This is a genomic window from Nostoc sp., from assembly GCF_036919615.1.
Classification (GTDB): domain Bacteria; phylum Cyanobacteriota; class Cyanobacteriia; order Cyanobacteriales; family Nostocaceae; genus Nostoc.
Map to the genome: position 1 here is coordinate 184361 of NZ_JBALCN010000010.1, position 15196 is coordinate 199556.

Here is a 15196-nt window from a genome sequence, read left to right on the forward strand (position 1 = left end):
CAAATTTGTAACTTGTTTCATCTGCATTTTAAGAGAGTTTCGAGTTAGAAGTAAAAACTCCAAACTCCAAACTCCAAACTCCTAATTCCAAACTCTGTCAATTTTAGATTTTGAATTTTGGATTGAAGAAAAAATCTAAAATCTAAAATCTAAAATCTAAAATCTAAAATCTAAAATCCAAAATTGAATGACTCCAAACTCCTAACTCCTAACTCCCCGTAGTGTTTGACACTGTAGGCAAAAGTGACTAGAACGCCCAGCTAACCTAATCCGTTCAATTGCTGTGCCACAAACTCGACAGGGTTCTCCAGCGCGGTTATAAACCCAGGCAACACCACTATAGTTGCCATTGACACCCTTAACACTCAAGAAATTACTAAAAGTCGTACCACCAGCCTCAATACTGGTTTCTAACACTTGAATTATGGCTGTTCGCAAACGCTCAATTTGCTTCAGCTGCAAATCTATACACAAGGTTTCAGGTAAAATTCCACTCTTAAACAGAGATTCATCAGCATAAATATTACCCAATCCCGCCACCACAGACTGATCCAGTAGCGCAGTCTTAATTGGACGGCGGCGGTTTTGGAGTTTAAGAGCTAAATACTCGACGGTGAATTCGGGTGAAAATGGGTCTGCTGCCAGTTTTGCCAAACCAGTCATAATACTTTCTACAGCAATACCAGGCGGAACCCACCAAATTTTACCGAAGGTACGCTGATCAACAAAGCGTAATTCCTGGTGTTCCCCAAAGAATAATCTCACCCGTGTGTGCTTATGTAATGGTTCATCTCGATGCAGCCATAGTAGTTGACCGGTCATTCGCAGATGAACCCCTAGCCAACTGGTTGATGAAGGGGAAGATGAGGATGAAGGAGCGAGTTCGGCGAGGAGATATTTACCGCGACGATGCCAAGTGGCGATCGCATTCTCTTTAATTCCATCAACAAACTCACCGACAGAAAACGGGTAGGCAATGGTGCGATCGAGCAACACATCTCCACCCGTAATTTCTTGGTTCAGGGTCAATTGATTTAGACCCTTTCGGACTGTTTCAACTTCAGGCAGTTCAGGCATTTAAGCTGATTAAGCAGGCAATTTTGATGTACTTGGGGGTTCAATAAAGAAGAGATGGGGCAGTAACTTACACACCCATAGGTGGCTCGTATTACTACCAAAAAGGAACCGTAAATACCCGCAGGACGGCTTCTCGTAGATTAGGGTAGGCTAGGATCAAGAATGAATGAACTGAAATTTTCAGACTTCATACTTCAGACTTAAGACTACCCTTCATCATCGCATCAAACAACCCCCTTGTAACTTTGCTGTTATTTTTTAGGTGGTTTAGCCTTTGGTGCTTCAACCTCCACTAATTCATCTTGGGCAAAGTTGTTGGTATTGATACCAGAGTAATTTACCTTTTCAAAGCGGACAATTACAGGGTATTTGATGCCGCTTTGGTCAATGGAAGCCACAGTTCCTAGATCCTGAAACCAGTAGGATTCAGGGCGGAGAATACGTACTTTAGAACCACGTTGAACCATGATTATTTTCCCTTTTAGTTATCAATCGCCAATCTAGAGGGCTAATTGATTTCACTCTACAACCTGAAGGTCGCACCAAGAGTCTTTGTTAAGTTATTTGTCTGAATTGGGCATTGGGCATGGAGAAGACACAAGGGAAAGGGGGGAGTAAATTCCCCCTTGTCTCCCCCTCATCCTTCCACTCCCCATCCCTCTAGCACATCCCAAATTGAAAATTGTATTAGACACTACTTGACACGGTACACGTTATAGCGTACCTTCGTTCGCAAACAGTCTTTTTGCACAAACTTATGTTTTACTCAATACGAACACACTTCCCTCGTTACCTCTGCCGATCCGCAGATCGTTATCTATATAAGTGATATCTAACCAGCCTTGCTGTTTATCACTGTTTATTGCAACATCAATCCCGGGAAATTTTCTACCTGCTTCAATTTGTTGGATAAAAGTTACCAAAGAATTGTATTGTATTAAACGTTGTAAGCCGATAATAGAGCGCTCAAATTTAACTTGGACACGCCGATCTGAAACTGGCTCAAATTTAGCAGCAACGCTGACTAATCCTTCCAAATAAGGTAGGCCATAAATCTCAGCTATGTTGTAAACACTGGTAGTCTCTACCCGAATACACTGATAGATTTGACCCAGTTTGCATAAAGGTAGACGATCTAAATTTAAAAGAGCCTTGCTAGTGGTGTATAGTAATCGCCAATTGCCATCTAGCAAATTGTTAGCTTCCACCGGATGTGGTGTAGGATTAAAGTCTTCTAAGTTGGCGATCGCTGCTAAGATAGCCTGTTTCTGTGATTGGGTCGCCAGTAGACCGCGATTTGTCGGTGCGATCGCATTTATAAGAGCCGCTTTTTCCATCATCGCCTGTCACCTCAAAAATCACTCAGTTTCCTTCAGCATAAACAAGATATTCATGACCTATGTGTAGAGCCATAAAAGTTACTAATAATCGCTTGACTAAGCCATATGCCTATTAAATAAAAAATTTCTATCGGAATGCGGATTTATCAAATAAAGGGTTGAAAAGATAACTAAATTAATCCGTGTCAAGTGATAGACTCTAAATGTCAACTTACGTATACCTTTTCTTGTCCTCCTCGATATGTTGAACTCTCCATTACGTGAAGACCCCCGTAACCAACGAGCCGATGTTATCCCCTTAAAGCCAGAGTCCTCTTTGTTGGACTGGTTGCAAACCAATAATCGGCTCATAACGCGTGACGTTCACGAACCGGATTTTCAAGATGACGAAGAAGAAATAGACTCCCTAATGGGTGTAGAAGATGGAATTGGCTACGACCTTGATGATGATGATGACAATATAGGAATCGCCGAGGATTAGCCTTTTCAGGCTAGGGACTTGGTAGTATCCCTAGTTCCTGATATTCAGTTTTATAAGTGTGGAGTGAAGGGAAACTTCTGTGGACGCTAAATTATCTCCTGAGCAAGGATTAAATATTTCTGGAATCGCTCTAGCCTCTTTATTAGCCGTAGGGCTAGCTACAACAGCATTTTTCTTGGATTCGATGGCCAATCGGCTACCTTGGCAAAGTATGTCGTTAACCCTGCCACTAGTGTTGTGTGCGCTGGGTTCAGGTGCTGTCGGCTATTGGGTAATCCCCCTACTTCAAGCCCTCAAAACTGGACAAATAATCCGCGAAGATGGGCCCCAAGCCCATCTAAAAAAGGCAGGCACCCCAACAATGGGCGGTATATTTTTTATACCTGTAGGTGTGATAATTGCCTGCATATTGTCTAACTTTGCTACAGACGTGCTTGCAGTTTCGGCATTGACAATCAGCTACGGATTAATTGGCTGGCTCGATGATTGGCAAATTCTGCGCCGTAAATCAAATAAAGGTATATCTCCCGGAACGAAACTGGCTTTGCAAGTGGGTTTTGCAGCAGTGTTTTGTCTATGGCTGATGTTTAATCAACCTTCTAATATTACAAATATTGCTTTGCCTTGGGTGAGCTTCACACTACCATTAGGATTCCTATTTTGGCCTTTAGCAGGTTTTGTGTTAGTTGCAGAAAGTAATGCGACTAATTTAACAGATGGTATTGATGGCTTGGCAGCGGGAACAGTTGCGATCGCACTTTTGGCATTAGGTGCCTTGATTGCACCTACAGCACCTGGGTTGATGGTTTTCTGTGCTGCTTTAAGTGGTGGGTGCTTAGGTTTCTTAGCCCATAATCGTAACCCAGCCCGCGTTTTCATGGGAGATACTGGTTCTTTAGCACTGGGAGGGGCTTTAGCTGCTGTAGCACTATTGACAAACACCTTAGTAGCCCTGTTCATTCTCAGTGGTATCTTCTTCGTAGAAACTCTTTCAGTGATGGCACAGGTAAGTTATTACAAAGCCACGAAAGGCCCTGATGGCAAAGGCAAGCGCCTTTTCAAAATGGCACCCTTGCACCATCATTTAGAACTGACTGGCTGGTCAGAATTGCAAGTGGTTGGAGTATTTTATGTCATCGCTGCTATATTGGCTATCATCTGCTTGGCGTAAGCGCAGCCCGCCGCAGGCATCGCTCCATTTTGAATCAGTTGAAAAACTGCTGGAATACAAAATGACAACTCCCATATCTTCAGGGAGTTATTTTTTTATACAGTCAATTTATGAGTTTCTGATTTCTATGCTGGAAATGACGCTTGATGCTAATTAAAGGGCTGCTCATTTCACCGCTTATGGTTTTTTGAATTATGAATTATAAATTATAAATTATTAATTATAGGTATTTACATACTCCATAACCCGATTCTTCCCGGTTCGCTTTGCTTCAAGCATCGCTTGATTTGCCCGATTCAGAAAATCCTTAACCGTAATCCCTGGTTCTGATACAGCTATTCCAAAAGAAGCGGTGATGCTTTCGAGGATCTGATCGCCGTCCTTCAATTGCATTTGTTCAACATCTAGCCTCAGTTGTTCTACTCGCTTCCTGAGCGTTTCCAGGGTCATATTAGGCATCACAATTACAAATTCTTCACCACCCCATCTGCAAGCAATGTCAAAAGTGCGAATAGATTTTAACAGCAGCTTTGCTAATCCCTGGAGAACAATGTTGGCAGTCAAATGCCCATAGCGCGAATTGTAAGATTTGAAGTTATCGATATCAAGGAAAATAACACTAAGAGATTGTCCCAACCGTTCAGCTTCCACTAGCCTCTGTTCCGTTATGGTTTGCATATAGTTTTGATTGAATAGTTGGGTCATCCCATCCCGCAAGTTATCATAGGTTAGACGTTGTTTTATCGATAGATTATTCAGTGCAAAGCCTAAGGTTCTAGCAATAATCTCAGTAATTTGTTGATCTTCTGGACTGATTTCTTCAAGCGCATAGATGTATAAAATCCCAACTACTTCGCCTTCTCCAAACAATGGAACACACAAATGTGCGCCGCTAACAGGCTGTATTAAGTGGCTGCACATTAGTCCTAAGTTACGAAGCGATAAAAAGTTGGATTTCCCTCTCCGCAATGCCCAACACTCAGATTGGGAAAATATTTCTTTACTGGTTCTTTCACTTCCCCAAAAACTATTCATCTGAACATAATTCTTGGAATTAGCAATTATATAGATACAACCACTCATATTAGGAAACAGCTTGGAACAGGTTAAAGCGACCACTTGATACACCTCATCTTCAGACTGGCAGGAATAAAGCATATCCGCCATATCTGAGAGATATATAAGTTCTCGTTTTTTTGCCTCTAATTCCAGTGTTTTTTCTTCTAACTGCCGATTTAGGTCAGTGAATAATCGCTGTGCTTCTATGGATTCTGTAATATCGATACTGATCCCACCGATGCGGCAAGCGCCCGTTGCGTAATCGCTAAACGGAAACTTAAACGATAGCCAGTAGCACGGCTGCTCATTACCAGGTATCTTTACCTCTTCAATCAGCTTCAAGGGGCGTAGAGTCTTCAAAACGACTTGATCGTTTTCCATTACCTGCTGCGCCTCTTCTGGAACTGGCAAGAATTCACTATTCGTTTTCCCCAACCATTCTTGTGGATATACTGAAAATCTAGACTGTATTTCCTGGTTGTAGTAGAGCATTCTAGATTGCTCATCTTTAATATAGGCTGCAAACGGCCCTTGATCGAGGAATAGCCGTTGTATCTGCTGGCTGCGTTGAAGTTCGCACATGTCTTCTTGATATCTGGCGATTGCCTTTACAATTTCATAAGCGGTTGGTATCAGACTGAGTAAGGTAGACAAGGAAATAAATGCCATTAGATCAAGTATGGCTAAGTGCAACAGGAACACTGCTTGATGTGGCTCAAAGACTGCCAAAAGGTGATGAAATCCGCAAAATAGTACGAATCCACCTGATAATAAAAAGGCTAGCCAAAACTTAGAAGGGATAGTTGCCTTAGTTTTGGCAAAGCAAACCCCTATTAATGTAGAGATGCCAAAGTATGAAAATGCAGTGATGCCGTGAGCAATTATGCAATTCCAGTAAATAAACTCCATCACTAACCCGATATCAACATCTTATTTGTTTAACTATAATTATCTCTGGGTAGCTTGAAGATCCATGTGTACAAAGGATGATATTAGTGCGTCATCCGTCTGAACGGCTGCTCATTTCACCCCCTTACAAATCTGACTTATTAAGTGAGTAAGTTCAGGCACAATCAGTTTTTCCATCGCCAAGCGCACAGCATTACTGGAACCAGGAAGCGAGAAGATTAATTTATCTTGATAAATACCAGCAACAGCGCGAGAAGCGATCGCCCGCGAAGCAATTTCTTGATAACTTAAAAAACGAAATAACTCACCAAATCCCGGTAAGGTTTTCTCCAGTAACTTCTCAATTGCATCGTAGGTGGTATCTCTTGGTGCAATACCTGTACCACCATTGAAAATCACAGCATCCAAATTTGAGCTTTTACCCAGATTTTCTATCTGCTCTTGAATTTGTGTTGGTTCATCTTTGATAATCGTGTAGGCTCCTACAGCATGGTTAGCATCAAGGAGTAACTGCTGAATTAGCTGGCCACTTTTGTCTGTTTCCACAGTGCGTGTATCGCTGACGGTAACCACAGCACAAGTTACTGTAATTTTAGGCGAGTCTGGGTGGGGTTGTGACGTCATGGTGAAGTTGTTAAACTGCTACATAAAGTTATTAGTCCCTAGTTTTTGGTTTTTAAGAAATAACTAATGACTAAGGACTAATTACAGCTTAAGCTTTGCTCAGTCCCAGATCGTTTTCTTCAGCATACCGCTCCATGAAACGCATAAAGCGATCCCATTCTTGGGCAGATTTCATCACGTAAAGTGCTTCTAATGCTTCTGGTTTCCCGTTGACAAATTTAGCCTTAACTTCACGGGTAATTATCTCGCCTTCTTCGTCAATCAAGTACATCCCAGTAACATCTTCGGTGCTATTTTGATCTAAAATCTTCGGATTCGTAAAAATAAACGTCGCTGTACCACTCTCACCACTGCGCGATCGCGTCAAGCGCACCTCTGGAATTGCTTCTTCGTCAAGACCTCTAGAAAACTGGATTTTCGCCATGATGAATGAATTTAAACTTTTGTGATGGTTAATTTAATATTCTCTCATCAATTAGAACACCACCGTCTAGAGGCTACTGTTATTTATTCTCACCGTTTATATACTTAAAATGCTTCTTTTTCAAGTATCAAAGTTACGGTGCCATCGTTTTCAATTGTAACTTGCATCATTGCACCAAATTGACCTGTTTCCACTTGTAAACCGCTAGCTCTTAACTTGGTAACAAAACGATTATACAAATCTTCTGCTGATTGGGGAGCGGCTGAACGGTCAAAAGAAGGACGGCGACCTTTGCGGCAGTCCCCGTAAAGCGTAAACTGACTGACTACTAACAAATCGCCGCTAATTTCTTGTACAGATTTTTGCCAACGGTTGTCTCCTTCCTCGTCAGGAAACAGCCGCAATTCCAAGCACTTACGCACCATCCAGTCGATTTCAACATCAGTATCGGTATTGGCTATACCTACGAGCAAATTTAGCCCCCACGCAATTTTGCCGACAATTTCACCGTTAACTGCAACTTGAGATGATTTAACTCGCTGGATGATAACGCGCATAAGAATTAAAAGTTGACAGCAAATATAGAATAGACCTTTTATTGAGTGTCTTTTTCTTTTTGGACAGAAATAGTCGTATCTTGGCTAATCTGATCATCTGGTATCTAATTTAGCAACTCTCCTGGCTGAACTTTATAGGTGGCGCAAATTTTTTCTAATACGTTTCCAGTCGGGATATAAGTTTGGTCATTACACAAGCGATAGGCTGTGTCTCTGCCAACACCAGTTTCTTGCCAGAAGCGATATCTACTTATTTCTCTCTTACTCAGGACTTACGCACAGGTAAAGGAAAATCGTAGACGCATACTCCTACGGAGAAGCAAGCTACGCGTAGCATCTGTCTGCGACACGCTGCGCGAACGTAGAGAAGCGGCTTGCCGCAGGCTACCACAGAGTTCGCAGAGAAGCCAGTGCGCCCTTCTCTTAAGGGGAGACGCCAAGGGCGGTAGCGAGCCTGCGAGCGTCTGCGGTTAAGAGACTTGTCCCTTGCGCGTCTCCCCGCAGGAGTTGCAACTGGCGTGACACGGAGAAATAAGAGTTTCAGAGAGTTCTTACGTAAGTCCTATTACTTATGAATTGTTTGATTGTATTCAACACTGGCATTTTTTCATCATCGCACAGTGGCTTTAGGCATTCCTCCATCATCACCTGATAAAATCTCTTAATGTTCGATAACGTTTGTAAGTTCCTTGCTGAAACTTTCTCCAGTGACTTTGCCACTTGGCTGTTAGGAGAATCTATCACCCTGACTGAGTTAAGCCCTTCTGAACTTTCTCTGGAACCAATCCGCGCTGATGCGCTGATATTGCTCCAATCCAATGAAGTTGTGCTGCATTTGGAGTTCCAAACCCAACCGAAAGCTGATATTCCTTTTCAGATGATTGACTATCGGTTGCGAGTGTATCGCCGCTTTAAAAGTAAGCGAATGCGCCAGGTAGTAATTTATCTGCAACAAACAAATTCAGAATTTGTGCAGCAAACCACATTTACTTTGGAAGAAACCTTTCATAGGTTCGAGGTAATTCACCTTTGGGAGCAACCAACAAGTGTATTTTTGGAGCATCCAGGATTATTACCATTTGCGGTGTTAAGTCAGACAAATAACCGCACTGCTACGTTACAACAAGTTGCTCAGGAAATTTCAGAAATTACTGACCAACGTATCCAGAACAATATTGCAGCCTCAGCCTTCATTCTGGCTGGGCTAGTATTAGAGAAAGAGATAATTCAACAATTGCTGCGGAGGGAGCTTATGCAAGAGTCAGTAACTTATCAAGCTATCCTTGCTGAAGGTTTAGCCGAAGGTCGAGCTGAAGGTCGAGCTGAAGGTCGAGCTGAAGGTCGAGCTGAAGAAGTGCAGCGTGTAGCAACGAATTTGCTCAAAGAGGGAATCTCAGTGGAAATAGTGGCGAAAGTGACGGGGTTATCTGTGGAGCAGGTACAGCAGTTGGTAAGCGAAGAAGCTGGTAATGCAGGGGAGTGAGGAAGCGATGTCTACGACGGGCTACGCCTACGCTATTCTCTCATTTTCATTGCTCAAAATCGATGGCGGAGCCATTAGGAATGCATTCCCAGGTTTCACCTGGGAACGAGTATACAATTTTAACTCCTCACTCCTGTACAGACGCGATTAATCGCGTCTGTACTCCTCACTCCTAACTTTTATTTGCCAAAGCCTTTACCGCGAGAGGTTGAAGGTAGACAAATGCAGTTTTCGAGTTGAGTAATTAAAGCCTCACGATCCAAATTTTGACCAATCAGCACTAGCTGGTTTTTCAATTGACCTTGCCATTCATCATCATCTAAGGTGAAGCGTTTACCGCAAAGGTGGAAAATATGACGCTTCGGGCTTTCATCAAACCACATAATCCCCTTCGCTCGGAAGATATTTGAGGGTAGCTGGTTATCTAAGAAATACTGAAACTTCCTAATAGAAAAAGGCTTGTCACTTTGGAAAGATATGGAAGTAAAACCATCATTTTCTAAATGATCAGAATGATGGTGATGATCGTGGTGGTCATGGTGGTCACGGTGGTCATGATGGTCATGACCGCATGTTGAGTGATCATGATCATCATGAGCATGATGGTCATGGTCGTGATGCTCGTGGTCATCCACCACTGTGTCAAAATATTTATCAGACTCAAACAGACCAACACTCAGAATTAAAGGAAGTGGCACTTGCGATCGCGTGGAGCGGATAATTCTCGCTCCTTCCTTAACTTCGTTAATTTTTCCTTCTAACTCATTCAAAGTGCCTTCATCAACCAAATCAGTCTTGTTCAGCACAATTACATCGCCATAGGCAATCTGGCTGTATGCCGCCTCAGAGTTAAATAAATCTAGGCTGTAGTTTGCCGCGTCTACTAGGGTAATAATCGAATCCAAGCGGGTTAAATCCCGCAATTCTGTGCCCAAGAATGTTAAAGCTACTGGTAGCGGATCTGCCAATCCAGTTGTTTCCACTACTAGATAATCTAGATTTTCTTGGCGTTCTAAAACTTTGTAAACTGCATCTACCAAATCATTATTAATAGTGCAGCAAATACAACCATTATTTAGCTCCACCATGTTCTCACCAGTGGAAACTATTAGCTCGTTGTCGATGCCAATTTCGCCAAATTCATTCACGAGAACAGCGGTTTTCAAACCCTGTTGGTTGTTGAGGATATGATTAAGTAAAGTCGTCTTGCCACTACCGAGAAAACCCGTAATAATTGTTACTGGCATTCCTTGTTTGGGCGTATCCATTGCCGAAGATTCGGGTGTAACTGCTGATTGCATAGCGCTGTTATCAAGTCAAAAAATAGTAATGTAGCGCAGATAGTCCAGAAAACACTAGCGCCGCAAGGCGGAAGTCAAAAGTCAAAAGTCAAAAGTCAAAAACCCTTGATTTCTGGGCTTTCGAGATTTTGTCCAATAGTATGCTGATTCCCACCGTAACGTACTAGCATAGGGATGCTGGACTGTCATCCCAGCTGCTTTACCCTATTATTACGTATCTCCTTATTTCAGCATTACTCTGTTATGACCCTAACCCTTTACAATACCCTCACCCGTCGTCAAGAACCGTTTGAAACAGTCGAACCAGGCAAGGTTAAGATGTATTACTGCGGCGTGACGGTGTACGACTACTGCCATTTAGGTCATGCCAGAGCTTGCATAGTTTGGGACGTAGTGCGCCGATACCTCCAGTTTATCGGCTATCAAGTGCGATATATCCAAAATTTTACTGATATTGATGACAAGATTCTGAATCGAGCCTGTGTTGAGCATTCCTCAATGGAAGCTATAGCCGATCGCTTTATCAAAGCATATTTTGAGGATATGACGCGATTGGGAATCAAAGAAGCTGATGAGTATCCCCGCGCTACTCACACGATGAATGGCATTTTGCGGTTAATTCATGAATTGGAAAATAAGGGCTTTGCCTACCCTGCTGACGGCGATGTGTATTATCCAGTACGACAGTTTTCTGAGTATGGCAAGCTTTCTGGACGCAAGTTAGAAGATATGCAAGCCGGGAAAAGCGATCGCGTCAACGTAGAAGATCCAGAATACCAGAAAAAGAAAGACCCCTTTGATTTTGTTTTATGGAAAGCTGCAAAACCGGGAGAACCTGCTTGGGAATCACCTTGGGGCGCAGGTCGTCCTGGGTGGCATATAGAATGCTCGGCAATGGTGCGCGATCGCTTGGGTGATACCATAGATATTCATACTGGTGGTACTGACTTAATTTTTCCCCACCACGAAAACGAAATTGCCCAATCTGAGGCCGTGACAGGAAAACCTCTAGCACGTTACTGGTTACATAACGGCATGGTGAAGGTAGATGGTGAAAAAATGTCCAAATCTTTGGGCAATTTTATCACTATTCGAGAATTGCTGGATCGAGGAGTTGACCCGATGGCAGTACGGTTGTTCGTGCTGACCGCTCAATATCGCACACCAATTGATTTTACCGATGAAGCGATCGCCGCAGCAACCAACGGTTGGCACACCATTAAAGAAAGTTTACTCTTCGGCTACCAATACGGCAAAAAACTAGGCTGGGAATTGGAAACTAGCTCACTACTCCCTGAAACTGTTGAACATTTCCAAGAAACTGTGAATAATGACTTTAATTTTCCTGGTGGGTTAACAGTGCTGTTTGAATTAGCCAAAGAAGTGCGTCGTGAGAAAAACATTCTTGTGCATGGAGGGAAAACTGAAACATCACCACAGGAGTTACAGCGTCAATGGCAAACTCTTGTCATATTGGCTGGAGTCTTGGGTTTAGAAGCAAATATAGAAACACAACCTGACACGAGTAATGGTTTAGGTGATGCGGAAATTGAAGCGCGAATTCAGCAAAGGCAACAAGCACGTATTGCCAAAAATTTTGCTGAAAGCGATCGCATTCGTGACGAACTTCAAGCAGAAGGTATTACGCTAATTGATAGTCGTGATGGCACACGCTGGCACCGAAATTAGAACGTACTGGGAACTGGGGGCTAGGAATTGAATTCTTCCAAATGCCCCATGCCCCATGCCAATGCCCAATTCCCAATTTCCAATTCCCAATTCCTTAAATTATGTGGTCTGAACTCAAAAAAGCGATCGCTAGTTTCGATATTCCCGCTGATTGGATCGGTATTAGAGCCGTCAAGGAGACTTCTACTACCCGTTTAGTCCGTGACGCCTTACCTCAGTTAAATGGCAAATCCTTCACTGTCGGAGCCATGCTGGAAGTTTTGGTCAATGGCTGTCTTGGTTATGCAGCTACTAACTCCCTGGAACTGTCTTCCCTACAAGCCGCTGCTCAAACAGCCTATAAACAGGCACTAGCAGCGAGTGAATGGTGGATACATCCCTTCAGTCAAAGTGAGCGCCCTAAAGTCGTTGGTGAATATAAATCTCCATTTCTTGAGCCATTGGATGCTCTGAGTCCGGGAGAAATCAACGATTTACTAATTCGCATTTGCCAAACGCTGAAAGTTGACGACAAGATTGTGCAAACCATAGCCAGTGCCAGTACCACTGAGAGAGAATCTTGGTTTATTAGCAGCAACGGCTCAGAAGTCTATCAAAAAATACTATCTATAGGCACTAATTACGGAGCCACTGCCCAAGATGGGGCGATTGTACAGCAGCGCAGCAACAACGGTTCGCAAGCAAACTGTTATCAAGGCGGACTTGAACTATTAAAACAAGAAGATTTATGGCATCGGGTGCGGCAAATTGGCGAACAAGCAGTAGAACTCTTGACAGCAGAAGAATGCCCAACTACCCGTACCAATTTAGTTTTAGCCCCAGACCAAATGATGCTGCAAATCCATGAAAGTGTCGGGCATCCCCTAGAAATTGACCGAATTTTGGGAGATGAGCGTAACTATGCTGGGGGCAGCTTCGTTAATAAAAGTGATTTTGGCAACCTAGTATATGGTTCGCCGCTGATGAACATTACCTTTGATCCCACTGTGCCTGGTGAATTTGCCAGCTATGGCTTTGATGATACGGGTGCTGTAGCGACGCGGGAGTATTTAGTTAAAGAAGGTGTACTCCAACGGGGCTTAGGTAGTCTAGAGAGTCAAGTAAGAGCAGGTGTAGCAGGAGTTGCCTGTGCCCGTGCTTCCTCATGGAATCGACCAGCGATCGATCGCATGGCAAACTTAAATTTAGAGCCTTTAAACGCTAGCTTTGAAGACATTATTGGCGGGATAGAACACGGCGTTTATATGGAATCCAACCGCTCTTGGTCAATCGACGATCGCCGCTACAAATTTCAATTTGGTTGCGAGTACGCTAAATTAATTGAAAACGGTAAACTCACTAAAACCCTCCGTAATCCTAACTATCGCGCCACAACACCAGAGTTTTGGCACAGCTTAATCCAAGTAGGAAATGCTGACAACTGGCAAATGTATGGTACTCCTTATTGTGGTAAAGGAGAACCAAATCAGGCTATTTGGGTAGGACATGGTTCACCTGTTTGCGTATTTGCTAATGTAGAAGTTTTTGGTGGAGGAAGCTAAAAGAGTGCAAATTTAGAGACGCGATTAATCGCGTCTGTACAAGAGTTAGGAGTTAGAAGTTTTGAATTAAAAAATTCTTCAACTTTTAATTTATAATTCATCACTTATCACTCATCACTCCTAACTTTCTCTCCTCCCTATTCACTATTAATATTTAATATCCATGAAAATTGAGGAATTATCTGCGTTAGAAATCAGCTTTAATCAAGTGATTGAAACTCTGCTGAACAAAAAAGCAGAAAATGAACAATTCACTGTAAAATTAAGCAGTGAAAGAAGTCAATTTACTCGTTTCAATCATGCGAAAGTACGACAAACTGGTTGTGTTGCTGATGGTTGGATCGAACTAACTTTGATGGCAGATCAGCGCAGCAGTGTTCGACAGTTTCCCTTTACTGGAAATTGGGACGTAGATTGGCAGTTAGCATATACTGCTTTGCAAGAACTACGTAACGAAATTATTTTATTACCTATCGATCTATATCTAGTTTTACCATCAGGAACTAATACCAGCCGAGAAATACACTCTGGTAATTTATTGGCAGGGGAAGCAGTAGTACCAACTGTATTAGAAGCAGTTGCTGAATTAGATTTTACAGGTATATATGCAGGGGGAATAGTAATTAAAGCTTATGGTGATTCCAGTGGTCAGAAACACTGGTTTGCTACTGATTATTTTACTTTAGATTATTCTCTATTCTCTACATCGGAACAAGCAGTTAAGGGGACATTTGCAGGGAGTGATTGGGATGCATCTGCTTATATAGCCAAAATCAGCGAAGCCAAAAAGCAACTAGAACTGCTTTCTCGCCCAGCTAAAGAATTGCCACGCGGACAGTACAAAACTTATTTTGCACCTGCTGCTGTTGCAGATTTATTAATGATGCTTTCTTGGGGATCTGTGAGCGAAGCTGATATCCAACAAGGAAACAGCGCTTTAGCTGCTCTATGGCGTCAAGAAAAACAACTTTCGACCGCATTTAGTTTGAAAGAAAACTTTCAACGGGGATTAGTACCGCGATTTAATGAATTGGGAGAAATAGCAGCGGCGGAGTTACTTATAATAGATAAAGGGGATTTAGTAAACACTCTGGTGAATTCTCGGACTGCTAAGGAATATCAAAAAACTACCAATGGCGCTAATGCTTCAGAGACTTTACGAGCGCCAGAAGTGAGTCCAGGAAATTTGGTATTTGAGCAAATTTTTCCGAGTTTAGATACTGGCTTATATGTATCGAATTTGCATTACTTGAATTGGAGCGATCGCCAAACTGGTAGAATTACAGGTATGACCCGTTATGCTTGTTTTTGGGTAGAAAACGGAGAAATTATTGCCCCCATTGAAAACTTACGTTTTGATGAAAGTCTCTATCGCTTTTGGGGAGAAAACTTAATAGATTTAACCACTTTTCAGGAGTTTATTCCGGAAGTAGGTACATACGAAAGTCGCCAGCTTGGAGGTAGTTTAGTTCCCGGTATGCTAGTGGAAGATTTTACATATACTTTGTAATGAATTCATGCAAATTTCTTGTGTAAATGC

The 15196-nt window shown here is 42.6% G+C and carries 15 protein-coding genes; 6 read left to right on the forward strand and 9 right to left on the reverse strand.

The window, feature by feature from the left end; translation table 11 throughout:
* Positions 1-201: 201 nt before the first annotated feature.
* The 3 genes from V7K48_RS05035 to V7K48_RS05045 all read right to left on the reverse strand — a co-directional run bounded on the left by V7K48_RS05035 (position 202) and on the right by V7K48_RS05045 (position 2417).
* Complete coding sequence (locus V7K48_RS05035; protein WP_335070144.1) at positions 202-1077, reverse strand: DNA-formamidopyrimidine glycosylase; 876 nt, start codon at positions 1075-1077, stop codon at positions 202-204.
* A gap of 251 nt (positions 1078-1328) precedes the next feature.
* Positions 1329-1544, reverse strand: a complete 216-nt coding sequence (locus V7K48_RS05040) for a photosystem I reaction center subunit IV (RefSeq protein ID WP_069073932.1) — start codon at positions 1542-1544, stop codon at positions 1329-1331.
* A 288-nt stretch (positions 1545-1832) separates the two neighbouring features.
* Positions 1833-2417 (reverse strand): PAP/fibrillin family protein, encoded by a 585-nt coding sequence (locus V7K48_RS05045; protein WP_334971450.1) that lies wholly within the window; start codon positions 2415-2417, stop codon positions 1833-1835.
* A 241-nt stretch (positions 2418-2658) separates the two neighbouring features.
* Between V7K48_RS05045 and V7K48_RS05050 the strand changes: the two genes are divergently transcribed.
* Both V7K48_RS05050 and mraY read left to right on the forward strand, forming a co-directional pair.
* Positions 2659-2898 (forward strand): DUF3134 domain-containing protein, encoded by a 240-nt coding sequence (locus tag V7K48_RS05050; RefSeq protein WP_335070146.1) that lies wholly within the window; start codon positions 2659-2661, stop codon positions 2896-2898.
* Positions 2899-2977: 79 nt separating this feature from the next.
* Positions 2978-4069 carry a phospho-N-acetylmuramoyl-pentapeptide-transferase gene (mraY, locus tag V7K48_RS05055; RefSeq protein ID WP_335070148.1) on the forward strand — a complete coding sequence of 364 codons (1092 nt, stop codon included), beginning with the start codon at positions 2978-2980 and terminating at the stop codon, positions 4067-4069.
* Between the two features lie 216 nt (positions 4070-4285).
* On the opposite strand, the gene V7K48_RS05060 is transcribed toward mraY, so the two are convergent.
* The 5 genes from V7K48_RS05060 to V7K48_RS05080 all read right to left on the reverse strand — a co-directional run bounded on the left by V7K48_RS05060 (position 4286) and on the right by V7K48_RS05080 (position 7911).
* Positions 4286-6037: a diguanylate cyclase gene (locus V7K48_RS05060; protein WP_335070151.1), complete on the reverse strand. Its 1752-nt coding sequence runs from the start codon at positions 6035-6037 to the stop codon at positions 4286-4288.
* A 111-nt stretch (positions 6038-6148) separates the two neighbouring features.
* Positions 6149-6661, reverse strand: coding sequence for a MogA/MoaB family molybdenum cofactor biosynthesis protein (locus V7K48_RS05065; protein WP_335070153.1), 513 nt, complete (start codon positions 6659-6661; stop codon positions 6149-6151).
* Between the two features lie 88 nt (positions 6662-6749).
* Entirely contained in the window at positions 6750-7085 is a 336-nt protein-coding gene (gene psb28, locus V7K48_RS05070; RefSeq protein ID WP_335070155.1) for a photosystem II reaction center protein Psb28, read from the reverse strand.
* A gap of 104 nt (positions 7086-7189) precedes the next feature.
* Positions 7190-7642: a D-aminoacyl-tRNA deacylase gene (gene dtd / locus V7K48_RS05075; protein ID WP_335070158.1), complete on the reverse strand. Its 453-nt coding sequence runs from the start codon at positions 7640-7642 to the stop codon at positions 7190-7192.
* Positions 7643-7746: 104 nt separating this feature from the next.
* Complete coding sequence (locus V7K48_RS05080; protein ID WP_335070267.1) at positions 7747-7911, reverse strand: helix-turn-helix domain-containing protein; 165 nt, start codon at positions 7909-7911, stop codon at positions 7747-7749.
* Positions 7912-8306: 395 nt separating this feature from the next.
* On the opposite strand from V7K48_RS05080, the gene V7K48_RS05085 reads away from it, so the two are divergent.
* The gene (locus V7K48_RS05085) at positions 8307-9125 is read left to right on the forward strand and encodes an Rpn family recombination-promoting nuclease/putative transposase (protein WP_335070160.1); all 819 of its coding nucleotides are present in this window, start codon (positions 8307-8309) and stop codon (positions 9123-9125) included.
* A 179-nt stretch (positions 9126-9304) separates the two neighbouring features.
* Here V7K48_RS05085 and V7K48_RS05090 read toward each other — a convergent pair whose 3' ends face one another.
* Positions 9305-10426, reverse strand: a complete 1122-nt coding sequence (locus tag V7K48_RS05090) for a CobW family GTP-binding protein (protein ID WP_335070162.1) — start codon at positions 10424-10426, stop codon at positions 9305-9307.
* A gap of 243 nt (positions 10427-10669) precedes the next feature.
* Between V7K48_RS05090 and cysS the strand changes: the two genes are divergently transcribed.
* The 3 genes from cysS (at position 10670) to V7K48_RS05105 (ending at position 15166) form a co-directional block, all read left to right on the forward strand.
* Positions 10670-12115, forward strand: a complete 1446-nt coding sequence (cysS, locus tag V7K48_RS05095) for a cysteine--tRNA ligase (RefSeq protein ID WP_335070164.1) — start codon at positions 10670-10672, stop codon at positions 12113-12115.
* Positions 12116-12216: 101 nt separating this feature from the next.
* Positions 12217-13656 carry a TldD/PmbA family protein gene (locus tag V7K48_RS05100; protein ID WP_335070166.1) on the forward strand — a complete coding sequence of 480 codons (1440 nt, stop codon included), beginning with the start codon at positions 12217-12219 and terminating at the stop codon, positions 13654-13656.
* Positions 13657-13819: 163 nt separating this feature from the next.
* The gene (locus V7K48_RS05105; protein ID WP_335070168.1) at positions 13820-15166 is read left to right on the forward strand and encodes a TldD/PmbA family protein; all 1347 of its coding nucleotides are present in this window, start codon (positions 13820-13822) and stop codon (positions 15164-15166) included.
* The last annotated feature ends 30 nt before the right edge of the window (positions 15167-15196 follow it).